The sequence below is a fragment of the Lentzea xinjiangensis genome (genome assembly GCF_900110955.1).
GTDB classification, from domain to species: domain Bacteria; phylum Actinomycetota; class Actinomycetes; order Mycobacteriales; family Pseudonocardiaceae; genus Lentzea; species Lentzea xinjiangensis.
Genome location: NZ_FOFR01000009.1, coordinates 181,734 through 203,233, shown reverse-complemented (window position 1 = coordinate 203,233; position 21,500 = coordinate 181,734). Strand labels below are relative to the sequence as shown.

The window sequence follows — 21,500 nt, the reverse complement described above, 5'->3', positions numbered from 1 at the left end:
TTCCGGAACTTGGGAGTCCCCGAAATGGGGGGTGACCTGCGTTCGGTCCGCTCTTGAGCGGCACTGGTGGACCGTCAGGTGAGCGGGCGTTAACATAGCGCTGTTAACGCCCGCTAACCTGAGGTCTGGGGAGCATGGACGCACCTGTCCTGCGCAGCGCAGCCGAGCCGTCGGACCGCTACGCCAAGGAGCACGCCGCGCTCGTCGACGAGCTGCGCGGCAAGCTCGCCACCGCCGCGCTCGGCGGTCCCGAGAAAGCACGTCAGCGCCACGTCGACCGCGGCAAGCTGTTGCCGCGCGAACGCGTGGACACGCTGGTCGACCCCGGTTCACCGTTCCTGGAGCTGTCGCCGCTGGCCGCGAACGGCATGTACGGCGACGAGGCGCCGGCCGCGGGCATCATCACCGGCGTCGGGCGGGTCTCCGGCCGCGAGTGCGTGATCGTCGCGAACGACGCCACGGTCAAGGGCGGCACCTACTACCCGATCACGGTCAAGAAGCACCTGCGCGCGCAGGAAGTCGCGCTGCAGAACAACCTCCCGTGCATCTACCTGGTCGACTCCGGCGGCGCCTTCCTGCCGAAGCAGGACGACGTGTTCCCCGACCGCGAGCACTTCGGGCGGATCTTCTACAACCAGGCCACGATGTCCGCGAAGGGCATCCCGCAGGTGGCCGCCGTGCTCGGGTCGTGCACCGCGGGCGGGGCGTACGTGCCGGCGATGAGCGACGAGGCGATCATCGTGCGGAACCAGGGCACGATCTTCCTCGGCGGCCCGCCGCTGGTGAAGGCCGCGACCGGCGAGGTCGTGTCGGCCGAGGACCTCGGCGGCGGCGAGCTGCACTCGCGCACGTCCGGCGTCACCGACCACCTGGCGGAGAACGACGCGCACGCGCTGAAGATGGTCAGGTCGATCATCTCCACGCTCGGGCCGCGGGCGCCGCGGCCGTGGGACGTCGCGCCGGTCGAGGCCCCGGTGGTCAACCCCGACGACCTCTACGGCGTGGTGCCGACGGACTCCCGGACGCCCTACGACGTGCGCGAGGTGATCGCGCGGATCGTCGACGGCTCGAAGTTCCAGGAGTTCAAGGAGGAGTACGGGCAGACGCTCGTCACCGGCTTCGCGCGCATCCACGGCCACCCGGTCGGGATCATCGCGAACAACGGCATCCTGTTCGGCGAGTCCGCCGTGAAGGGCGCGCACTTCATCCAGTTGTGCGACAAGCGTTCCGTGCCGCTGGTCTTCCTGCAGAACATCACCGGCTTCATGGTCGGCCGCGAGTACGAGGCGGGCGGCATCGCCAAGCACGGCGCCAAGATGGTGACGGCGGTGGCGTGCGCGCGCGTCCCGAAGTTCACCGTGATCATCGGCGGCTCGTTCGGCGCCGGCAACTACTCGATGTGCGGCCGGGCGTACTCGCCGCGGTTCCTCTGGATGTGGCCGAACGCCCGCATCTCCGTCATGGGCGGCGAGCAGGCGGCGTCGGTGCTGGCGACGGTCCGGCGCGACCAGCTCGGCGACGAGTGGTCCGCGGAGGACGAGGAGGCGTTCAAGGCGCCGATCCGCCGGCAGTACGAGGACCAGGGCAACCCGTACTACTCGACAGCGCGGCTGTGGGACGACGGCGTGATCGACCCGCGTGACACCCGCATGGTGCTCGGGCTCGCGTTGTCCAGCGCGGCGAACGCCCCCCTCGACGATGTTTCCTACGGCGTCTTCCGGATGTGATCATGTTCGACAGCGTGCTGGTGGCGAACCGCGGGGAGATCGCGGTCAGGGTGATCCGCGCCCTCAAGTCGCTCGGAATCCGTTCCGTCGCCGTCTACTCCGACGCGGACGCCGACGCGTTGCACGTCCGCATGGCCGACGAGGCCGTCCGGATCGGGCCGGCGGCGGCCGGCGAGAGCTACCTCTCGATCGAGAAGATCGTGCGGGCCGCCGTGTCCACCGGGGCCCAGGCGATCCACCCCGGCTACGGCTTCCTCGCCGAGAACACGGCGTTCGCGGCGGCCTGCGCCGAGGCGGGCATCGTGTTCGTCGGACCGCCCGCGTCGGCGATCGAGGCGATGGGCGACAAGATCCGCGCGAAGCTGACCGTGTCGGCGGCGGGCGTGCCGGTGGTACCGGGGCGCACCGAGGAGGGCATGTCCGACGACCAGATCGTCGGCGCGGCGCTGGAGATCGGCTTCCCGGTGCTGCTCAAGCCGTCCGCGGGCGGTGGCGGCAAGGGCATGCGGCTCGTGCACGAGGAGTCCGCGCTGCGCGAGGCGATCGAGTCGGCCCGGCGCGAGGCGCGCGGGTCGTTCGGCGACGACACGCTGCTGGTCGAGCGGTTCGTCACGAACCCGAGGCACATCGAGATCCAGGTGCTGGCCGACGCGCACGGCAACGTGGTCCACCTCGGTGAGCGCGAGTGCAGCCTCCAGCGCAGGCACCAGAAGATCATCGAGGAGGCGCCGTCGCCGTTGCTCACGCCGCGGGTGCGCGAGGCGATGGGCTCCGCCGCCGTCGACGCGGCCCGCTCGGTCGGGTACGTGGGCGCGGGCACCGTCGAGTTCATCGTGGACGGTGCCTCCGGCGACTACTACTTCATGGAGATGAACACCCGGCTGCAGGTCGAGCACCCGGTGACCGAGATGGTCACCGGCGTCGACCTGGTCGAGTGGCAGCTCCGCGTCGCCGCCGGCGAGGTGCTGGACCTCGGCGTGCGGCTCGACGGCCACGCGGTCGAGGCGCGCGTCTACGCCGAGGACCCGGCGCGCGGCTTCCTGCCGACCGGCGGCCGGGTGCTGGCGCTGCGCGAGCCCACGTCGGTCCGCGTCGACTCCGGGCTGTACGAGGGACTTGTCGTCGGCTCGGACTACGACCCGATGCTCGCCAAGGTGATCGCGCACGGCCGCACGCGCGAGGAGGCGCTGCGGCGCCTCGACCACGCGCTCGGCGAGATGGTGCTGCTCGGTGTCACGACGAACATCCCGTTCCTGCGGGCGTTGCTGCGCGACCCGGACGTGCGCTCCGGCGCGTTGGACACCGGCCTGGTCGAGCGGAAGCTGGCCGCGTTGACGTCGGCGGAGATCCCGGACGACGTCTACGTGGCGGCGGGCCTGGAACGCTCCCTGGAGCCGCGCGGCGAGGACCCGTGGGACCAGCTCTCCGGCTGGCGCGTCGGCGAGCACGCGTGGACGACGTGGCGGATCAACGACGTCGACGTGCGCGTGCGGGGCGACGAGGTCGTCGTGGGCGCGGGAGAACCGGTCAAGGCACGCGCGCGGCGAGACGGCGGTGACCTGCTGGTCGGGTCGCGCCGGTACGCGATCGCCCGTGACGGCGACGTGCTGTGGCTCGGCCACGACGGGGCGTCCTGGGCGTTGACCGAGGCCGCGTTCCTGGTGGGGGCGTCCGGCGGCGCCGCTGCCTCGGGTGGTCCGGTCAAGTCGCCGATGCCCGGCACCGTGCTGGTCGTGCGCGCGCAGCAGGGCGCGGAAGTGACCGCCGGTCAAGCGTTGTTCGTGGTCGAGGCCATGAAGATGGAGCACACCGTGACCGCACCGGTCGACGGCGTGCTCGCCGAGGTGAACGTGCAAGCGGGCCAGCAGGTCGCACTCGACCAGGTGCTGGCTCTCGTCGTCTCTCACGAGGAGTGACACCCATGTTGGACTTCAGGCTCCCGAGCGAGTACGAGGACCTGCGCAAGACCGTCGAGGAGTTCGCTCGGGACGAGGTGGCCCCGGTCATCGGCGAGTACTACGAGCGCGGCGAGTTCCCGTACCCGATCGTCGCGAAGATGGGGCAGATGGGCCTGCTCGGCCTGCCGTTCCCCGAGGAGCACGGCGGCATGGGCGGCGACTACTTCGCCCTGTGCCTGGCGCTGGAGGAGCTCGCGCGCGTCGACTCGTCCGTCGCGATCACGGTGGAGGCGGCCACCTCGCTGGGCGCGATGCCGATCTACCGGTTCGGCACCGACGAGCAGAAGGCGCGGTGGCTGCCGTCCCTCACCTCCGGTGCGATGCTCGGCGCCTTCGGCCTCACCGAGCCGGGCTCCGGCTCCGACGCGGGCGCCCTCGCCACCACCGCGCGCCTCGACGGCGACGAGTGGGTCATCAACGGCACCAAGGCCTTCATCACGAACTCCGGCACGGACATCACCGGTCTCGTGACGGTCGCCGCCGTGACGGGCACGCGCCCGGACGGCCGCAAGGAGATCTCGTCGATCATCGTCCCGTCCGGCACCCCGGGCTTCACGGTGTCGAAGAAGTACTCCAAGGTCGGCTGGTGCGCCTCGGACACGCGTGAGCTGTCGTTCGCCGACTGCCGGGTGCCCGCCGCGAACCTGCTCGGCGAGCGCGGCCGCGGCTTCGCCCAGTTCCTGCGCACCCTCGACGAGGGCCGCGTCGCCATCGCCGCGCTGTCGGTCGGCCTCGCCCAGGGCTGCGTCGACGAGTCGGTCCGCTACGCCCACGAGCGGGAGACGTTCGGCGCGAAGATCGGGACCTACCAGGCCATCCAGTTCAAGATCGCCGAGATGGAGGCCCGCGTGCACACCGCGCGCCTTGCCTACTACGAGGCCGCGTCCCGGATGCTGCGCGGCGAGCCGTTCAAGAAGCAGGCGGCCATCGCGAAGCTCGTGTCGTCCGAGGCGGCGATGGACAACGCCCGCGACGCCACGCAGATCTTCGGCGGCTACGGCTTCATGAACGAGTACCCGGTCGGCCGCTTCTACCGCGACGCGAAGATCCTGGAGATCGGCGAGGGCACCTCCGAGGTGCAGAAGATGCTGATCGCCCGCGAACTCGGCCTGTAGCCCGTTCCACCTAATCGTCCGGAAAACACGGGTCCGAATGACCGGGTCCGGCTACCGTCGTTTGCCTTCCGCACGAGTGTGTGAGGGTGCAGATGACAGGTAGCCGGACGGAACCGGTTTTCCCCGGATTGTCAGTTCTCCTGGAGGTCATCAGCAAGCTGTGCGACCGGCCGGGGTTCTTCTACCGGAGCAAGACCGAGGAAGTGGTCGGTGACCAGCCGCTTCCGCTGCTCTACCTGGAGAGCGAAGAGAGCCCGACGGCATTTCTGCGCACTCTGGAGCAGAAGCTCGACGAGGGTCGTCCGGCAATACCGCACGCCTATGTCGACCTGTCCGCGGTGAACGCGGAAGTGGACAAAAGATGGCCACCGGAAGCGCGCGAGACCCCGCCGCTGCTGCCGTTGCTCGACGTGCTGTGCCATCAGCTCGCGGGAGTGCACGTCGGCAGTGAGCGGCTGACCCGGTTCGACCACTACCGGCTCGTCGACTGGCTGACGAGCAAGCGGCTGCCGCGCAAGCCGGGGCGCGACGACCGGGCGAGCGTCATCGAGCTGCTGCGGCAGTGGACGGGCCGCACCTCCGAGAACGGCGAGGCGGTGAACCGGGCCGTCGACGCGTTCATCCCGAACCTCGTGACGCGGCTAGGGCTCGGGCTCGTGGCGTGGGTGGGCAGCAAGGCGGGGTTCCGGTGGCTCGGCAAGCGGGTGCCCGGTCTCGCGCGCGAGTCGAAGTGGTTCATGCGCGGGCAGAACTTCGCGCTGCCCAACCACTCGATCGAGTTCCTCGGGTTCGCCGAGCGGCTCACGCTGGGCAGGCGCGAGTCGGAGAACGAGGAGCAGATCAAGCTCCTGCTCGTGCACGCGTTCCTGGAGGACCTGCGGATCGCGTACCGGCGGCGCCGGCGGTTCCTGCCGCGCCGGGCGGGCTGGCGGCGCACCGCCTACATCCCGGTGCTGCTCGACGGGGTCACCGAGGACAACGGCGGCTGGGAGCTGCTGGAGCTGATCAACGACGTCCGCAACGAGACCGGCGAGCTGGACCCGTTGCTGGTGATCGCGGCCAGCTCGGTGCAGCCGGCGCTCTCGCAGCGGCTCGGGACCACGCCGGTCGCGCCGGACGACACCGAGGAGGCGCTCGCGACGTGGAAGGAGGAGCTGCCGCGCAAACGGCAGATGCTCGCCCCGGACGCCCGCTACCTGATGATCAAACTGCCGTCGGCGAGCCCGGACAAGAAGAAGTGGAAGAACGCCCCCGCCTTCCGGGCGGCGCCGGTGCGCTGGCTCGCGCGGTCGCGGCGGCTGGAGGCGATCATCGCGGCGGCGGCCGCGGTGCTGCTGCTGCCGGGGTTCGTGACGGTGCAGAACCACATCGAGGCGAACTGCTCGATCGTCGGCTCCGCGATCTCGCGGGGCGTGTCGACGCGGCTCATGGACGTCGACGGCCACGTCGAGTGCGTCGGCTACAGCGACAACAGCAGCCAGGTGTTCGGCTCCAACCCCCGGCTGCGGTGGACCCAGCAGGCGGTGTTCGCGCAGAACGAGGAGGCGGAACGGCTGCGCGCCGCGGACACCAGGCGCCCGCTCGTGTCGCTGCTCTACTTCTCCAGCCTCACCCACCCCGACACCAACCCCGACGCCGACCACTCCAGGGCCGAGGAGCTGGAGGGGATGCTGCTCAAGCAACGGCAGCAGAACGACAAGTCGAACTCGGGGCCGCTGCTGCGCATCGTGGTCGCCAACGGCGGCGCGACGATGAAACGCGCGCACGAGGTCCTGACGAACATGCTCACCCCGCTGCTGGAGGAGGACCGGAGCATCATCGGGGTGATCGGGCTCGACCGCAGCGTCGCGCAGACCCAGCGGGTCATCGCCCTGCTCGGCTCGCTCGGCGTGCCCACCATCGGCACCACCCTCACCGAGGCGTCGCTGCCCAGCCTGTCGGCGACGTACTTCCAGCTGATCCCCGGCAACGTCCGGCAGGCCGACCTCGTCCGGCGGTTCGCCCAGCACCTCGGCGTGACCAAGGTGACGATCCACCACCCGAAGCTGGGCCGGGACGACGTGTACCTGGACAACCTGGTCACCGTGCTGGGCCAGGAGCTCGCCAGGTCGAAGGTGCACTACGAGACCGACGAGTACGCCAACGGCCCGCAGGAGGTGCCGTCGCAGTGCGCCGAGGACCACTCCCGCGAGATGGTGTTCTTCGCGGGCCGGGAAGAGCACTTCGGCGAGTTCCTGCGGGCGGTCGGCAAGGACTGCTACGACAAGAACCGCCTGCCGCGCATCCTCGCCGACGACGCGATCATCCGGTTCATCGCGCAGAAGGGCAGCCGGTCGCACGACTCGCTGGCCGGGATGCGCGTGTCGTACGTCAGCATGGCCGGGCTGGTGGCCATCGCGGGCCGGTCCTGCGTGGACGGCAAGCCGGACCAGCAGGTCCGCGGCGGGCTGCCGTTGAACACCTTCTGCGCCGGGTACAGCGTGCTGGCCGGGGAGGTGCAGAGCTCCGCGCTGCCGCCGGAGGACAAGCCGGTCAAGCCGTGGCCGGGCGAGCACCTGGCCGTCGCCTACGACGCGGCCGGGCTCTTCCTCGACGCCGTGCGCAACGCCCAGCTCCGCCTGGAGGGGCACACCCCGCACCGCGGTGCGATCGGCGGGGAGCTGCGCGAGCTCGACTTCTTCGGTGCCACCGGACGCACGAACTTCAAGGCGTCGCGGGTGGGGGAGACGCGCAACTTCACGATCCTGGAGATCGCCGACATCCACGACTTCGGGCAGCAGCCGGTGTGCGTCTACCTCACCGGTGACCTGTACGGACCGGACTCGCCGCGCCGGCCGGACGGGTGTCCGGCCTAGAGCTGCGGGACGGCCCGCTCGATGATCGTGGCGAAGTCGGTGGACCGGGGGAGCGTGCCGAACGCGACGCCCCAGTCACCGCCGAGCCGGGAGCGGAGGAACGCCTCCGCGACGGCGGGGTGGCCGTGCCTGACCAGCAGGGCGCCCTGCAGGACCAGCGCCATCCTCTCGACGACCCGGCGCGCCTGCGACTCGTCCACATCGGACAGCGCGGGGCCGAGGACGGCCACCGCGTCGTCGATGCGCCGGTCGACGCCGGTGACCGTGTCGAGGAACTCGCGCACCGACTCGGGTTCCCTCTGCACCGCGCGCAGGACGTCGAGCGCGGCGACGTTGCCGGAGCCCTCCCAGATCGACATCAGCGGCGACTCGCGCAGGAGCCTGGGCATGCCGCTGTCCTCGATGTAGCCGTTGCCGCCCAGGCACTCCAGCGCCTCGGCCGCGTGCGCCGGACCGCGCTTGCACACCCAGTACTTGGTGACCGCGAGCCCGAGCCGCGATCGGTGCCGCGCGAGCCACATCGCGGTCGTGGTCGCCGCCTCCGACTCGATCGCGAGGTCCGCCAGCACGTTGCGCATGGCGGGCTGGTCGACGAGGCGGGCGCCGAACGCCGTGCGGTGCGCGGCGTGGTGCGCCGCCTGCCTGAGGCCGAGCCGCATGCCCGCCGCGGTGCCGAGGACGCAGTCCAGGCGCGTCGAGTTGACCATCTCGATGATCGTCCGCACGCCGCGGCCCTCGTCACCGACCCGGTGCGCGAACGCCTCGTCGTACTCGATCTCGGCGGAGGCGTTGGACCTGTTGCCGAGCTTGTCCTTCAGCCGCTGCAGGAAGAACCGGTTGCGCGTGCCGTCCGGCAGCACCCGCGGCACCAGGAAGCACGTCAGCCCGCCGGGTGCCTGCGCGAGCGTCAGGAACACGTCCGACATCGGCGCCGAGGTGAACCACTTGTGCCCGGTGAGCACGTACCCGTCGGCCACCGGCCGCGCGACCGTCGTGTTCGTCCGGACGTCCGACCCGCCCTGCTTCTCCGTCATGGACATGCCGGCGATCAGGCCGGACTTCGTCAGGGGTGCCCGGAGCCCGAAGTCGTAGGTCCGCGCGGTGAGCAGGGGTTCGTGGGTGGCGGCCAGCTCCGGCGAGACGCGCAGCGCGGGCACCGCCGCGCAGGTCATGGAGATCGGGCACCCGTGGCCCGCCTCCACCTGGGACCACACGTAGAACTTGGCGGCCCGCTCGAGGTGCTCACCGTCGACATAGGCGTGCAATCCGTGCGAAACGGCCACGTTCATCAGTTCGTGCCAGGCAGGGTGGAACTCGACCTCGTCGATGCGGTTCCCGTACCGGTCGTGCGTGTGCAGGACCGGCGGGTACGCGTTCGCGAGCCGGCCGCGCTCCTGCCACTCGTGGCTGCCCGCGAGCCTGCCCAGCTCGTGCAGTTCGGCGTTGTCGACCCAGGTCAGCAGGGCGGGGTCGTCCGCGACGTCGTGACCGCTCAGCGGCGGGACCTGGTTGGTCACCTCGTGCGTAGCCATGCCCCGCACGTTACTACTGAGTAGTAACTTTGGGCAGGGTGCGGCGAAAGATCGCACGTCCATTCGGGCTTTTGGACGTGCCAACGGCCGTGACGAGGAATAACGTCGTCGGCGTGAGGGACCAAGGGCACAGCACGGCCGTGGCTGCGTTGACCGCGCAGTACGCCGCGATGCGCGAAGGTGCGCCAGTGCGGCTCGCGAAGAAGACGTCGAACCTCTTCCGCTTCCGCCCCGATCAGGCGGGCGGACTCGACGTCGGCAGGTTCGACCAGGTCCTGTCGGTGGACCCGGCCGGACGCACCGCACAGGTGCAGGGCATGACCACGTACGAGAACCTCGTCGCCGCGACACTGCGCCACGGCTTGATGCCGTTGGTGGTGCCGCAGCTCAAGACCATCACGATCGGTGGTGCGGTAGCGGGCCTGGGCATCGAGTCGACGTCCTTCCGCAACGGACTGCCGCACGAGTCCGTGCGGGAGCTGGAGATCCTCACCGGCGACGGCGAGGTCGTGGTGGCCAAACCGGACGACGACCTGTTCCGCGCGTTCCCCAACTCCTACGGGACGCTGGGGTACGCGTTGCGGCTGGAGGTCGAGCTGGAACCGGTGCGCCCGTTCGTGCGGCTGCGGCACGTGCCGTTCGGGTCGTTCGCCGAGTGCGCCGCCGTCATCGAGGAGGTGTGCGAGGACGGCTCGGCGGACTTCGTCGACGGCACCGTGTTCTCCCGCGGCGAGATGTACCTGACGCTGGGCCACTACGCCGACATCGCGCCCTACACGTCCGACTACACCGGCAACGAGATCTACTACCGGTCCATCCAGAAGCGGCGCACGGACCACCTGACGATCCACGACTACCTGTGGCGCTGGGACACCGACTGGTTCTGGTGCTCCCGGGCGTTCGGGGCGCAGCACCCCGTGGTGCGCCGGCTGTGGCCCAAGCGGTACCTGCGCTCGGACGTGTACCGCAAGCTCGTCGCGAAGCACCGGCGGCTGCGGCCCAGGGTCGACGTGGAGCCGGTGATCCAGGACGTGGAGATCCCGGTCTCCGCGCTGCCGGACTTCCTCGACTTCTTCGACCGCGAGATCGGCATCTCGCCGGTGTGGCTGTGCCCGGTCCGCCTGCGCGACACCACGGGCTGGCCGTTGTACCCGATGAACCCGGACGTGCTGTACGTGAACGTCGGGTTCTGGTCGGAGGTCCCGGTGCGGCCGGGAGAACGGATGGGTGACCGCAACCGGCTGATCGAGCGCGAGGTGGCGCGGCTGGGCGGCCACAAGTCGCTGTACTCGGACTCCTACTACGAGGAGGACGAGTTCTGGCGGCACTACAACGGTTCGCACTACCGGTCCGTGAAGTCCCGGTACGACCGGACGAACCGCCTGCCTGATCTGTACGCCAAGTGTGTCAGGGGACGATGAATGCGGTTGGCCTCCATTTTCCAGCGCATCACGGGTGGCAGCGACGTTCGCTTCGAGGCATACGACGGCAGTACCGCCGGTCCGTCCTCGGCTGCCGTCTCGATCAACGTCAAGACGCCGGAAGCCTTGTCCTACCTGGCTTCCGCGCCCGGTGAGCTGGGTCTCGCCCGCGCCTACGTGACCGGTCACCTGGAGATCGTCGGCGACGTCCACGCGGGTCTCGCCCAGCTCTCCGACTTCTCGCTGCGGGAGCTGCCGTGGTCGCAGCGCGTGGAGCTGTTGCGCTTCCTCGGCCGGGTCCGCCTGTCGCACAAGGTGTCCCCGCCGCCGCAGGAGACCCGCCTGCGCGGGTTGCGGCACTCCAAGGCCCGCGACCGGCAGGCCATCGCGCACCACTACGACGTCTCGAACCAGTTCTACGAGTGGATCCTCGGCCCGTCGATGGCCTACACCTGCGCGGTGTACCCGTCGCTCGAGTCCACTCTGGAGGAGGCGCAGTTCGAGAAGCACGACCTGGTGGCCCGCAAGCTGGGGCTGCGCCCCGGCATGCGGCTGCTCGACGTCGGTTGCGGATGGGGCGGCATGGTCATGCACGCCGCGCGCGAGTACGGCGTGCGCGCGATCGGCGTGACGCTGTCGCGCAACCAGGCGGAGTGGGCGCAGAAGGCGATCGTCGAGGCCGGCCTGTCCGACCTCGCCGAGGTGCGCCACCTCGACTACCGCGACGTGCACGAGTCCGGCTTCGACGCGGTGTCGTCGATCGGCCTGACCGAGCACATCGGCAAGGCCAAGCTGCCGGCCTACTTCTCGTCGTTGTACCGCAAGCTGAAGCCGGGCGGCCGGCTGCTGAACCACTGCATCACCCGGCCCGACAACAAGCAGCGGGCGCTGTCCGGGCCCTTCATCGACCGGTACGTGTTCCCGGACGGTGAGCTGGTCGGGCCGGGTCACGTCGTGTCGCAGGTGCACGACGCCGGGTTCGAGGTGCGGCACGAGGAGAACCTCCGCGAGCACTACGCGCTGACCCTGGCGGCGTGGGGCCGGAACCTGGAGGCGCACTGGGACGAGGCCGTGGAGGAGGTCGGGCAGGCCAGGGCACGGGTGTGGCGGCTGTACCTGGCGGCGTCGCGGCTCGGGTTCGAGCGCAACGACATCCAGCTCCACCAGGTCCTCGGGGTGCGGCTGGACGGGACGGCCTCGCACATGCCGTTGCGGCCGGACTGGCTGTCCTGAGATCCGGCTGTCCTGAACCGGGCGGAGCGGGTGGCCGGCACCCGCTCCGCGGTGGTGAGCAGCCCTGGTGGGCGCGGTGCTCCGGCGAAGAGGCGGCTGCGTGCCCACGGCCGGGTGGCGCGCTCAGCCGCTGCCTCAGCTCAGCCGGTCCACGATCTGCTTGGCCTGGTTCGACGGGATCGCGAACCCGATCCCGACGCTCCCGGCCTCACCGCTGCTCGACGCGGGTGAGTAGATCGCCGAGTTGATCCCGATCAGCTCGCCGGCCGCGTTCACCAGCGCGCCGCCGGAGTTGCCGGGGTTGATCGACGCGTCGGTCTGGATCGCCTGGTACGACACCGGCTGCGCGCGCCGCGTCTCGCCGGGCACGGTCACCTTGCGGTCCAGCGCCGAGACGATGCCGGTGGTCACGGTGCCCTGCAGGCCCGAGGGCGAGCCGATGGCCATGACCGCGTCCCCGACCTTCACCGAGGCCGAGTCCGCCCACTTGACCGGGGTCAGGCCGGAGACGCCGGAGGCCTGCAGCACGGCCAGGTCCGAGGCCGGGTCCGTGGCGACGACGGTGGCCGGCACCTGGCGGCCGTCGTTCAGCGTCACGGTGACCTGGCCGCCGGCCGCGGCGACGACGTGGTTGTTGGTGAGGATCCTGCCGTCCGCGGTGAGGACGACGCCGGACCCGAGGCCGTCGCCGACGTTCACCTGGACGACCGAGGACAGCACGGTGGAGGCCACCGCCGACCAGTCCGGAGCGGACGAGCTGGACACCGTCTGCGCCACCACGGACGACCCCGCGGAAGTGCCGTCCGGAGAGGCGACCACGGCGCCGGTGACACCTCCGAACAACCCGGCGACGAGTGCCGCCGCGGTGAGCGCGGGAGCCGTGCGGCGCCAGAACTTCGGCGTCGGCGCGACGGCGGGCTGCGGTTCCACCAGTGTCCCGCTCATCGCGGGGAAGCTCTGCTCGGTCATGGCTCCACGATGGACCGCCATCATGTGAACGAGCTGTGCGGAAAGCCGTGCAAACCCTGATAAGAATCAGGTGAGAAGCAGCGAGGAGACCTCCGCGGCCGCCAGTGGTGGCCCGAAGTGCGGTCCCTGCGCGCCCGTCACGCCCAGCTCGGCCAGCCGCGCGGCCTCGGCCTCGGTGCGCACGTCCTCGGCGTACAGCGGCACCCGCAGAGCCGACGCCCACGTCAGCAACGCCACCGACGCGCTCTCGTCGACGGGGTTGGCGTCCGCGTCCAGGCCGTGCACGACGGCACCGGTGAACTTCACGCCGCTCAACGGCAGCAGGCGCAACCGGTCGACGCCGACGTTGCCGCCGTTCACCTGGTCCAGCACGAGGCCGACACCGCGCTCGGCGAGGATCGTCAGCTCCTCGAGCTGCTCGTCGGTCAGCAACGCCGGCAGGTGCTCGTGCAGCTCGAAGCGCAGCAACGACGCGGGCAGCCCGGTGCGTTCCAGCACGCGCGCCACCTCCGCGACGAGCTCGGGCTCCTGGCACAGGCGCGGCGGCAGGTCGATCGTGAGCGCCGGCATCCGGGGGCCCAGCGCCGCGTACCACTCGCCCGCCTGGCGGCACGCGTCCTCCAGGGCCCAGCGCACCAGCCGCACGACCATGCCGTTGGCGGAGGACTGGTCGAGGAAGGCGCCGGGGCACAGCACCCCGCGCTCGGGGTGCTCCCAGACGATCTTGGCTTCGAGGGCGGTGACCGCCCCGTCGGCCAGCGAGCGCACCGGCAGGTAGTCGACGCGGAACCGGCCCTCCTCCAGCGCGCCGGGGATGGACGCGGCGAGCGCGTACCTCTCCCTGTCGCGCTGGTCGCGTTCCTTGTCGTACAACGCCCACTGCGCCTTGCCGTCGCGCTTGGCCCAGCCGACCGTGACGTCCGCCGCGCGCAGCACCTCGCCCGCGTCGCCGCCGCGCGCCGCCCGCACGACGATGCCGGCGCTGGTCGTCACCCCGACGCCGTTCCCGGCGATCCAGATCGGCTCCTCCAGCCGTGCGGTGAAGTCCTCGACCAGGGCGACGACGCTCCGCACGTCCCGCGGGTCCTTGATCAGGACGCCGAACTCGTCCTCGCCGATGCGCGCCACCCTGCCGACGTCCTCGGTGAAGACCGCCCGCAGGTGCGTCGCGACGTGCATCAGCACCCGGTTGCCGGCGTCGTGCCCGAACGCGTCGTTCACGCCGCGGAACCCGTCGATGTCGACCTGCACGAGCGCGAGCGCGTCCGGGCCCTTGGAGCCGGCCGCGCCCTCGAGCCAGCCGAGGAACTGCGCGCGGTTGGGCAGGCCGGTCTGCATGTCGTTGAGGCTCTGCCGGACGAGCTGCGTCTGCAACGCGCGCATCTCGTTCATGTTCTCGACCATCGTGACGAAGTACGGCGACGAGCCCTCTTCCCCGCGCACCAGCGACATCGCCATGTGCGTCTGGATCGTCTCGCCGTCGCTGCGGATCATCCGCTTCTCTACCCGGACGTCGCCGGAGCCGGACGCGATCAGCCGCTTCGCGAGCTCGCGCAGGCCCGGTCTGTCGTCGGGGTGGACCAGGTCGCGGCCGCTCAGCGCGGGCAGGTCCGCCCTGGTGTAGCCGAGCATCACGAGCAACGCCTCGTTGACGTCGACGAGCTCGCCGGTGAGACCGCTCACGATGATCCCGAACGCCGAGCTCTCGAAGACCGCGCGGAACTTGGCCTCGCTCGCCCTGACCGCGCTCTCGGCCCGCCGCATCGCGGTGATCGCGGCCGTGCGGGTGACCTCCCGCCGGTCCAGCGTGCGCTCGCGGAGCCCCTCCGCGTACCCGGCGGCGAGCGCGCCGAGCTGGGCCGGCGGTGTGTGCTCACCGAGGACGGCGAGCGTCTGCTCCAGCGTGGCCGGGGAGATGAAGTCGTTCCGCACCATCGACCGGCCGACCTGCCGGGCCGCGTCCACGCCGCCGCCGAGGAGCTGCTCCACGTAACCGGCGAGCAGCAGCTCGAGCTTTCCCCGCGCGAAGCCCGCGAGGTGCGTGCCGGAGATCGCCGCCGCCCAGCGCACGGCTTGCTCCCGGTTGTCGACCGTGTTCATTCAGCTCGGATGGCCATTCGTGGGGACCGGTGTGATCTGCTGATCGATCGTCGGACGCCAATCGGCGCGCCTGCGCAACCGCGTCCAGCTTACTGACCTGCTCCGGCCTGTCCAACGAAATCCGGATTCCCGTTCGAGAACCGGCGGATCCACCACGAATTCACTCGTTCGTCCTAATGAATCTCCTTGCTGAAGACGAGCGGACCAATTGTCACCGGGTCTGTCCCCACGTCGAACAACGGCGTGTACCCGGTCGCCAGGTAGAGCCCTCTGGCCTCGGGTTGACGTGGTCCGGTCGTCAGGTGAACTCGCCTGTACCCAAACGTTCTCGCCTCCTTTTCGAGTTCGGCGAGCACGCGCCGCGCCAACCCGCGCCGGCGGTGCCGGGAATGCGTCCAGATTCGTTTCAGCTCAGCGGTTTCCGCGTCATGGCGCATGAACGCGCCACCGGCCACCGCCTCACCGGCTTCGACGAGCAGCAGGAATTGTCCGTGCGGTGGTTCGAAAACGTCCGCGGGCCGTTGCATCTCCTCTGCACCGGAGAGTCCGTAGCGGGACGTGTACTCGTACGTCAGTTCCGCCACCAACGGCGCCGCGGCCGGATCCGGCTGCCGGACCCGGCGCACTTCGAGCGTGGTCGTGCGGCCTTGGCCCGGTCCCTCTTCGCGACCTCCTCGCGCACCAGCGGGATCACGTACCGGCCGAAGTCGATGGCGTCGCCGAGCAGGTCGTACCCGCGTGCCGACAGGATGTCCACGCCGAGGTCGTAGTAGTCCAGCAACGCCTGCGCGACGGTCTCCGCAGTGCCGACCAGCGCGTTGGAGTTGCCTGCGCCACCGGTCGCCTTCGCCGTCGGCGTCCACAGCGCGCGGTCGAACGCTCGCCGCGCTCGGCGACCGCCAGGAGCCGTTGCGAGCCGGTGTTCTCCGGGTTCGACGGCGAGTGCCTGAGACTGAGCGGCGCGTTGGCCTTGCGCGCCTCGATCCGCTCGACCGTCCGGTGCGCCTCCTCCCAGGCCAGTTCCTCGGTGGGCGCGATGATCGGCCGGAACGCGACCTGGATCCTCGGCACGTCCGTCCTGCCCGCGTCCCTCGCCGCCTGCTTGACCGACTCGATCTGCTGCGCGGTCTCGGCGAGCGGCTCGCCCCACAGGCAGAAGATGTCCGCTTCCGCCCCGCCCGCGGCGTAGGCGGCGGGGGAGGAGCCGCCGAACGACACGTTCGGACGCGGTTGCTGCACGGGAAGACGTCGCTGGAGGCGCTCGCGGTGCCCGATCCCGCCGACCGCATCGACTTCGAGCGCCTCGACCGGCCGCTGGCCGGCCTGACCTTCGCGTCCGGCGAGGAGTTCCAGGAGTACCTGCGGTCCTACGTCGAGGCGGACCTGCGCCGCCGCTCCGACCCCCGTCACAGCGCCGACCTGGGGGCGTTCCTCGCGTTGCTGTCGGTCTACGGCCAGCTCGCGGGGCTGATGCCGTTCGACGGCTGGTGGCACGGCTACTTCAGCTACCTCGCCTCCGGTCCGCCACCGGACCGGCTGGAGGAGCTGCTGGCGTTGTCCCGCGCGGGAATCGTGCGGGTCATCGGCGCCCACATGTGGGTCGAGGCGGTCGACGGCGCGCTCCTGGCGGGCAGCACCACGACGCCCGACGTGGTGCGCGCCAACGGTCTGATCGACGCCCGCCTGCCGGTCCACTCCCTCTCCCGCACGGCCGACCCGGTGCTGCGGTCGTTGCGCGCCGTCGGCGACGTCTCCGAGGACGCCGCCGGGCTCGTGCGCGTCTCCGCGGAAGGCCGGCTGATCAAGGAGAGGGGCGAGGAGGACCCGTTCCGCTTCGCCGTCGGCCCCTACACGACGGGGAAGGCGTTCGCGGCGTTCGCGCGGCCGAACACGCACGCCCGAGTCGAGTGCGAAGTCCGTGACGCGTGCCGGCAGTGAGCTCTCGTTGAGGAACAACGCCTGCGGCACCAGCGCGCCCAGCTCGGTCAGCACCGGCCGCAGGTGCACCTCGACGGCGAGCGCGTGCCGGTCCGACGCGGCGACCTGCAGCGGCACGACCACCTTGCCCCGCAACCATCCCGCCGGCGCCTGGTCCAGCACGGCCTTGAGCAGCCCGGTGTACGCGGCCTTGTACGTCGGCGTGGCCACCACCAGCACCTCGGCCCGGCCCAGCGCCTCCAGCGCCGCCCCGACCGCGTCCGGCTCCGTGAAGACCTGCGGCGCCAGCTCCGCCGCGTCCACCACCGGCCCGTCGACGGGCACGCCCAGCGCCGAGGCGAGCGCCTCCCGCAGGGTCAGCGCGGCCTGCAGGGTGCGCGAGGCGGGCCGCGGGTTGCCGGCCAGAACACCGATCTGCGTCATGCCTTCCAGCACAGCCGCAAGCCGGGGGACCGTCAACCCGCGTCCACCACGCGAGAACGGCGCGGAAGTCGTTGCTACGACACCGCGTCGGCCGCCGAACGCCCCGCCACCCGGCCGGAGAACAGGCAGCCGCCGAGGAAGGTCCCCTCCAGCGCGCGGTAGCCGTGCACGCCGCCGCCACCGAACCCGGCGGCCTCGCCGGCGGCGTAGAGCCCCGGCAGCGGCCGGCCGGACGTGTCGAGCACCCGCGAGGAGAGGTCGGTGTGCAGGCCTCCCAGCGTCTTGCGGGTGATCACCGACAACCGCACGGCGATCAGCGGACCGGCCTTCGGGTCGAGCAGCCGGTGCGGCTCGACGACGCGGATCAGCTTGTCCGTCAGGAAGTGGCGGGCCGAGCGGATCGCGTTGACCTGCATGTCCTTGCTCAGGCCCGCGGTCACCTGCCGGTCGCGCTCGACGATCGTCCTCTCCAGGGCGGCGGCGTCGATGCGCGAGTCACCGGTCAGCGCGTTCATGCCCCGCGCGAGGTCCGCGACGGTCCCCGCCTGGATGAACTCCTTCGAGTTCCGCGCGAACGCCTCGACCGGTGCGACGGCGCCGGGCATCGCGCGCTTCAGCACCGCGCGCGTGTCCTTGCCCGTGAGGTCCGGGTTCTGCTCGGAGCCCGACAGCGCGAACTCCTTGCCGATGATCCTCTTGTTCAGCACGAACCACGAGTGCTCGTGGCCGTGGGTCGTGATGTGCTGCAACGCGCCCAGCGCGTCGAAGCCGGGGAACAGCGGGATCGGCAGGCGCTTGCCGTCGGCGTCGAGCCACAGCGGCGACGGGCCGGGCAGGATGCGGATGCCGTGCCGCGACCACACCGGCGCGTAGTTCGCGATGCCCTCGGGGTAGTGCCACATGCGGTCGGCGTTGATGATCGCGCCACCGGCCTTCTGCGTGACCTCGAGCATGTGCCCGTCCACGAAGTCGGGGACGCCGGACAGCATGAACTTCGGCGGCGTGCCCATCCGCTCCGGCCAGTTCCTGCGCACCAGGTCGTGGTTGCCGCCGATGCCGCCGGAGGTGACGACGACCGCCTGGGCGCTCAGCGAGAACTCGCCGGCCACGGCCCGGGAGCTGGGTTCGGCGCGCGCCACCGACGACGCCTCCAGCACCTCTCCGGACACGCCGTCGCACACACCGCCGGTGACGTTGAGGTTCGTGACGCGGTGCCGGAACTTCAGCGTCACGAGCCCCTTCGCCACGGCCTCGCGCACGCGGCGTTCGAACGGCTCGACCACGCCCGGCCCGGTGCCCCAGGTGACGTGGAACCGCGGCACCGAGTTGCCGTGGCCGTCGGCCAGGTAGCCGCCGCGCTCGGCCCACTGCACGAACGGGAACCAGCGCATCCCCATGCCGTGCAGCCAGGAGCGCTTCTCGCCGGAGGCGAAGTCCACATAGGCCTGCGCCCACAGCCGGGGCCAGTGGTCGCTCTCCCGGTCGAACGCCGCCGAGCCCAGCCAGTCCTGCAACGCCAGGTCGTGCGAGTCCTTGACCCGCAGCCTGCGCTGCTCGGGGGTGTCCACCATGAACAACCCGCCGAACGACCACCAGGCCTGACCGCCGAGCGAGCCTTCCGGCTCCTGGTCGAGGAGGATGACCTTGCGACCCGCGTCCGCGAGCTCTGCGGTCGCGACGAGACCGGAGAGGCCCGCGCCGACGACGATGACATCCGCGTCATGTGCCATCGGGCGAGTCTAGATCCACCGCTGGTCACGCACGAGACCTGAATCAACTTCACTTTCTGGGGAGAAACGCATGAGCTTCCGACCGGCCGCCGAGGTGGGTTTCAGCACGAGAACCGCCCGGTTCGTGGCACCCGGATCGGTGACGAACGGCGAGTTCGGCCTGTTCGAGTGGCGGATGCAGGCGCGGCAGCCCGGTGCGCGCCCGCACTTCCACAAGACCTTCTCCGAGTCGTTCTACGTGCTGGAAGGCGAGATCACGCTCTTCGACGGCGACGAGTGGATCAAGGGTGGCGAGGGCGACTTCCTCTACGTGCCGCCGAACCGCCCCCACGCGTTCCGCAACGACAGCGACGCCCCCGTGCGCATGTTGATCCTCTTCACGCCGGGCATCGCCCGCGAGGACTTCTTCCTGGAGATCGGGCGGGCGAAGGACCTGCCACCGGAGGAGCTGGAGGCCTTCTACGCCCGCCACGACCAGTACAACCTGCCTGGTTGAGGGTGCCGCCGACCGCCACCACCGGTGAGGGGGGTTCCGGAGTGCCGGTCGACGGCGGGTTGACCGCGGCGCGAGCACGCAGCGCCTGCGGAAGGGCTTTTCCGACCTGGGGGTGTCGGATCGCCCTGGCGCGCAGCTCGAGCGCCAGCGGCCAACCACATTGTTGAACGTACAACCGGCAGTCCGTGTTCCGGTCGGCTTTCACTGTGACCAGGCTCAACTCCTTCAGGTTTCCTTCAGGTGCGGGCGGGTACGTCACCTGACGTGACATCTCGACTCCCGACGATCACGAACCTGGCCGGCCTGGTCGAGGTGATGGGCGACGACGTCTACGTGCGCTGGTCGAAAGGCCCAGAGGCGGACGCCGCGACGACGTCGAACGACTCGCTGACCGGGGTGAAGCTGCCCGGCCTGTCCGCGAGCCCGCTGCGGGTGGAGCCGTGGTGGGGCGACCGCTCGCGCGAACTGTGGGTGGCGCGCCGGCTCTTCGACTACCGCCACCTGCGCGACCTGCGCGGCCCGGACGTCCGGGCGTGGGTGCTGAGGGGCGAGGAGGTGGGCCGGGGCCCGGACAACGAGCCGCTGGTCACGTGTCAGGAGCCGCTCGCCTGGGTGGCCGACGAGGCGTTGACCGAGTGCGAGGAGCTGGTGAGCGCCCAGCGGTCCGAGGAGTGGGGCCCGCTCGACCGCTCTAGCTCAGGTCGGTGAGCTTGCGCTCCGCGGCCTTGCGGGCCTTCTCCGCGGCCGCCGTGACCCGTTTGGCGTCCTCCAGCCGTTCCGCGGCCCGGTCGAACGCCCGCTGCGCCGCGAGCTGGTCGGCCTGAGCCTCCCCGAGCGCCTGCTCGGCCTCGTCCAGGGCCTGCCGGGCCTCGGCGCGCTTGCGCTCCTGCCGTTCCCGGCGCTTGCGGGCGAGCGGGTCCTCCCCGTCGTCCCCCTCCGGCTCCGGCACCGGCAGCGCGAACCCGAAGCCCGAGTACTCCAGCGCCTTGGTCAGGTGCCCCTGCCGCACCTGCTCGGCGCACTCGGGATCGGCCATCGCGGCCGTGAGGGTGTTGCGGACCTGCGTGACGGCGTCGTCCGCGAGCGGGCCGGTCAGCTCCAGCGTGCGGTAGACCAGCGCCTCCATCAGCTCTTTGCGCTTGTGGCCGAGCTCCCGCATGGTGAGCTGCGCGGTCGAGAGGCCCAGCGCCTCCTCCAGGCCCTCCGGCGCGTCCCTGACCAGGCGGTTGACCGCCCAGGCGCCCACGGTGGGCTTGCGCAGCTCGGCGATGGCCTTGGCCAGGTCCTTGTCGTCGGTCTGCTTGGCCGCGGCGTTGCGAGCCGCGGTGAACTCCTTCGGGGGCAGCCCGTAGAGCTCGTCGGCGACCGGCTTCAGGTCCATGCGCGCAAGGTAGCGCCTGAGCTGCCTCCAGTCTTGCGGAACGGTGTCACTCAACGAGGGGAGGGCCTCGCACGTCCTTGGGAGAGGAGGGACGGCAGAGATGCACACCAGGTGGAGATGGGTACTCGTGGGCCTCGGCGCCGCGGTCGCCGCGAGCGGACCGGTCGCGATGGCGGGCGGCCCGTGGTACGGCTACGTCTTCGGCGGCATGTGGTCCCTGATGGGCGGCACGGTGGCGTGGCGCAGCCTCGGCATGGGCACGAAGCTCACCGCCGAGGGCATCACCTCGCGCAGCCTCGACCGGCAGGCCACGATCCCGTGGTGCGACGTCCGGGCGGTCGAACCCGCGCGCCGGCGCAACCTGATCTTCTTCCACACCATCGCGCCCGCCGTCCGGGTGCGCGGGGGCCGGGAGGCGCTGGCGGAGCTCAGCCTGCTCTCGGTCCGGAAGGACGTCGTGCCCGAACGGACCGCGCGTCAGGTCACCGAGCTCCAGCGGGCGCTGGAAGCGCACCGCGGCGAATGCGGCAGGTGCGGGGCGCAGCCGAAAGCGCTCGCGACCGGCCAGGGCCTCGTGGCTCGGGTGCGGTCCCGATTGCGTTCGCTATTGCGCTGAAACAGC

At 70.9% G+C, this 21,500-nt stretch carries 18 protein-coding genes and 1 pseudogene; 11 read left to right on the top strand and 8 right to left on the bottom strand.

Annotated elements, in window-relative coordinates:
* Nucleotides 1-134: 134 nt before the first annotated feature.
* From BMW88_RS20810 to BMW88_RS20795, 4 genes are all read left to right on the top strand, one after another.
* Nucleotides 135-1,727 carry a carboxyl transferase domain-containing protein gene (locus BMW88_RS20810; protein ID WP_089953036.1) on the top strand — a complete coding sequence of 531 codons (1,593 nt, stop codon included), beginning with the start codon at nucleotides 135-137 and terminating at the stop codon, nucleotides 1,725-1,727.
* 2 nt (nucleotides 1,728-1,729) lie between these two features.
* A complete protein-coding gene (locus BMW88_RS20805; RefSeq protein WP_089953234.1) occupies nucleotides 1,730-3,643 on the top strand; it encodes an acetyl/propionyl/methylcrotonyl-CoA carboxylase subunit alpha in 1,914 nt (637 codons plus the stop codon).
* A 5-nt stretch (nucleotides 3,644-3,648) separates the two neighbouring features.
* On the top strand, nucleotides 3,649-4,800 hold the full coding sequence (locus BMW88_RS20800; protein WP_089953034.1) for an acyl-CoA dehydrogenase family protein: 1,152 nt from the start codon (nucleotides 3,649-3,651) through the stop codon (nucleotides 4,798-4,800).
* 128 nt (nucleotides 4,801-4,928) lie between these two features.
* Complete coding sequence (locus tag BMW88_RS20795; protein ID WP_089953032.1) at nucleotides 4,929-7,655, top strand: hypothetical protein; 2,727 nt, start codon at nucleotides 4,929-4,931, stop codon at nucleotides 7,653-7,655.
* Here BMW88_RS20795 and BMW88_RS20790 read toward each other — a convergent pair.
* The gene (locus BMW88_RS20790; protein WP_089953030.1) at nucleotides 7,652-9,187 is read right to left on the bottom strand and encodes an acyl-CoA dehydrogenase family protein; all 1,536 of its coding nucleotides are present in this window, start codon (nucleotides 9,185-9,187) and stop codon (nucleotides 7,652-7,654) included. The two genes, BMW88_RS20795 and BMW88_RS20790, sit on opposite strands and share 4 nt — an antisense overlap.
* A 170-nt stretch (nucleotides 9,188-9,357) precedes the next feature.
* On the opposite strand from BMW88_RS20790, the gene BMW88_RS20785 reads away from it, so the two are divergent.
* Complete coding sequence (locus BMW88_RS20785) at nucleotides 9,358-10,608, top strand: FAD-binding oxidoreductase (protein WP_089953232.1); 1,251 nt, start codon at nucleotides 9,358-9,360, stop codon at nucleotides 10,606-10,608.
* Nucleotides 10,609-11,841: an SAM-dependent methyltransferase gene (locus BMW88_RS20780; RefSeq protein ID WP_089953029.1), complete on the top strand. Its 1,233-nt coding sequence runs from the start codon at nucleotides 10,609-10,611 to the stop codon at nucleotides 11,839-11,841.
* A 135-nt stretch (nucleotides 11,842-11,976) separates the two neighbouring features.
* Here the strand turns inward: BMW88_RS20780 and BMW88_RS20775 are convergent, their stop codons facing one another.
* From BMW88_RS20775 to BMW88_RS44455, 4 genes are all read right to left on the bottom strand, one after another.
* Nucleotides 11,977-12,810, bottom strand: coding sequence for a S1C family serine protease (locus BMW88_RS20775; RefSeq protein ID WP_089953027.1), 834 nt, complete (start codon nucleotides 12,808-12,810; stop codon nucleotides 11,977-11,979).
* Between the two features lie 66 nt (nucleotides 12,811-12,876).
* Nucleotides 12,877-14,910 (bottom strand): putative bifunctional diguanylate cyclase/phosphodiesterase, encoded by a 2,034-nt coding sequence (locus tag BMW88_RS20770; RefSeq protein WP_089953025.1) that lies wholly within the window; start codon nucleotides 14,908-14,910, stop codon nucleotides 12,877-12,879.
* 173 nt (nucleotides 14,911-15,083) lie between these two features.
* Entirely contained in the window at nucleotides 15,084-15,494 is a 411-nt protein-coding gene (locus BMW88_RS42825; protein ID WP_245777939.1) for a GNAT family N-acetyltransferase, read from the bottom strand.
* Nucleotides 15,482-15,691, bottom strand: coding sequence for a hypothetical protein (locus tag BMW88_RS44455; protein WP_425434674.1), 210 nt, complete (start codon nucleotides 15,689-15,691; stop codon nucleotides 15,482-15,484). Before BMW88_RS44455 ends, BMW88_RS42825 begins: the two co-directional genes overlap by 13 nt.
* 138 nt (nucleotides 15,692-15,829) lie before the next feature.
* Here BMW88_RS44455 and BMW88_RS44450 point away from each other — a divergent pair, with 138 nt between their 5' ends.
* Both BMW88_RS44450 and BMW88_RS41970 read left to right on the top strand, forming a co-directional pair.
* Nucleotides 15,830-16,099 carry a hypothetical protein gene (locus BMW88_RS44450; RefSeq protein WP_425434673.1) on the top strand — a complete coding sequence of 90 codons (270 nt, stop codon included), beginning with the start codon at nucleotides 15,830-15,832 and terminating at the stop codon, nucleotides 16,097-16,099.
* Nucleotides 16,100-16,140: 41 nt separating this feature from the next.
* The gene (locus BMW88_RS41970) at nucleotides 16,141-16,848 is read left to right on the top strand and encodes a hypothetical protein (RefSeq protein WP_177221204.1); all 708 of its coding nucleotides are present in this window, start codon (nucleotides 16,141-16,143) and stop codon (nucleotides 16,846-16,848) included.
* Nucleotides 16,849-16,878: 30 nt separating this feature from the next.
* On the opposite strand, the pseudogene BMW88_RS44445 reads toward BMW88_RS41970, so the two are convergent.
* Together BMW88_RS44445 and BMW88_RS20755 are read right to left on the bottom strand one after the other, a co-directional pair.
* Nucleotides 16,879-17,271: pseudogene (locus tag BMW88_RS44445) on the bottom strand (NADPH-dependent FMN reductase); the annotation flags it as partial.
* 74 nt (nucleotides 17,272-17,345) lie between these two features.
* A complete protein-coding gene (locus BMW88_RS20755; protein ID WP_089953024.1) occupies nucleotides 17,346-19,001 on the bottom strand; it encodes an FAD-binding dehydrogenase in 1,656 nt (551 codons plus the stop codon).
* Nucleotides 19,002-19,071: 70 nt separating this feature from the next.
* Between BMW88_RS20755 and BMW88_RS20750 the strand changes: the two genes are divergently transcribed.
* Both BMW88_RS20750 and BMW88_RS20745 read left to right on the top strand, forming a co-directional pair.
* Entirely contained in the window at nucleotides 19,072-19,497 is a 426-nt protein-coding gene (locus BMW88_RS20750; protein WP_089953022.1) for a cupin domain-containing protein, read from the top strand.
* 264 nt (nucleotides 19,498-19,761) lie between these two features.
* A complete protein-coding gene (locus BMW88_RS20745; protein WP_245777938.1) occupies nucleotides 19,762-20,205 on the top strand; it encodes a DUF6098 family protein in 444 nt (147 codons plus the stop codon).
* On the opposite strand, the gene BMW88_RS20740 is transcribed toward BMW88_RS20745, so the two are convergent.
* Nucleotides 20,189-20,878 carry a hypothetical protein gene (locus BMW88_RS20740; protein ID WP_089953020.1) on the bottom strand — a complete coding sequence of 230 codons (690 nt, stop codon included), beginning with the start codon at nucleotides 20,876-20,878 and terminating at the stop codon, nucleotides 20,189-20,191. The two genes, BMW88_RS20745 and BMW88_RS20740, sit on opposite strands and share 17 nt — an antisense overlap.
* A 100-nt stretch (nucleotides 20,879-20,978) precedes the next feature.
* Between BMW88_RS20740 and BMW88_RS20735 the strand changes: the two genes are divergently transcribed.
* The gene (locus tag BMW88_RS20735) at nucleotides 20,979-21,494 is read left to right on the top strand and encodes a hypothetical protein (RefSeq protein ID WP_143116168.1); all 516 of its coding nucleotides are present in this window, start codon (nucleotides 20,979-20,981) and stop codon (nucleotides 21,492-21,494) included.
* Nucleotides 21,495-21,500 lie beyond the last annotated feature (6 nt).

Bases quoted from the DNA above. Each gene is read 5' to 3' on its own strand.
- BMW88_RS20770 (WP_089953025.1), bottom strand. From the start codon at position 14,910: ATGAACACGGTCGACAACCGGGAGCAAGCCGTGCGCTGGGCGGCGGCG.
- BMW88_RS20750 (WP_089953022.1), top strand. From the start codon at position 19,072: ATGAGCTTCCGACCGGCCGCCGAGGTGGGTTTCAGCACGAGAACCGCC.
- BMW88_RS20735 (WP_143116168.1), top strand. From the start codon at position 20,979: ATGCACACCAGGTGGAGATGGGTACTCGTGGGCCTCGGCGCCGCGGTC.
- BMW88_RS20740 (WP_089953020.1), bottom strand. From the start codon at position 20,878: ATGGACCTGAAGCCGGTCGCCGACGAGCTCTACGGGCTGCCCCCGAAG.
- BMW88_RS20775 (WP_089953027.1), bottom strand. From the start codon at position 12,810: ATGACCGAGCAGAGCTTCCCCGCGATGAGCGGGACACTGGTGGAACCG.
- BMW88_RS20810 (WP_089953036.1), top strand. From the start codon at position 135: ATGGACGCACCTGTCCTGCGCAGCGCAGCCGAGCCGTCGGACCGCTAC.
- BMW88_RS20805 (WP_089953234.1), top strand. From the start codon at position 1,730: ATGTTCGACAGCGTGCTGGTGGCGAACCGCGGGGAGATCGCGGTCAGG.
- BMW88_RS20780 (WP_089953029.1), top strand. From the start codon at position 10,609: ATGCGGTTGGCCTCCATTTTCCAGCGCATCACGGGTGGCAGCGACGTT.
- BMW88_RS20800 (WP_089953034.1), top strand. From the start codon at position 3,649: ATGTTGGACTTCAGGCTCCCGAGCGAGTACGAGGACCTGCGCAAGACC.
- BMW88_RS20755 (WP_089953024.1), bottom strand. From the start codon at position 19,001: ATGGCACATGACGCGGATGTCATCGTCGTCGGCGCGGGCCTCTCCGGT.
- BMW88_RS20785 (WP_089953232.1), top strand. From the start codon at position 9,358: ATGCGCGAAGGTGCGCCAGTGCGGCTCGCGAAGAAGACGTCGAACCTC.
- BMW88_RS20790 (WP_089953030.1), bottom strand. From the start codon at position 9,187: ATGGCTACGCACGAGGTGACCAACCAGGTCCCGCCGCTGAGCGGTCAC.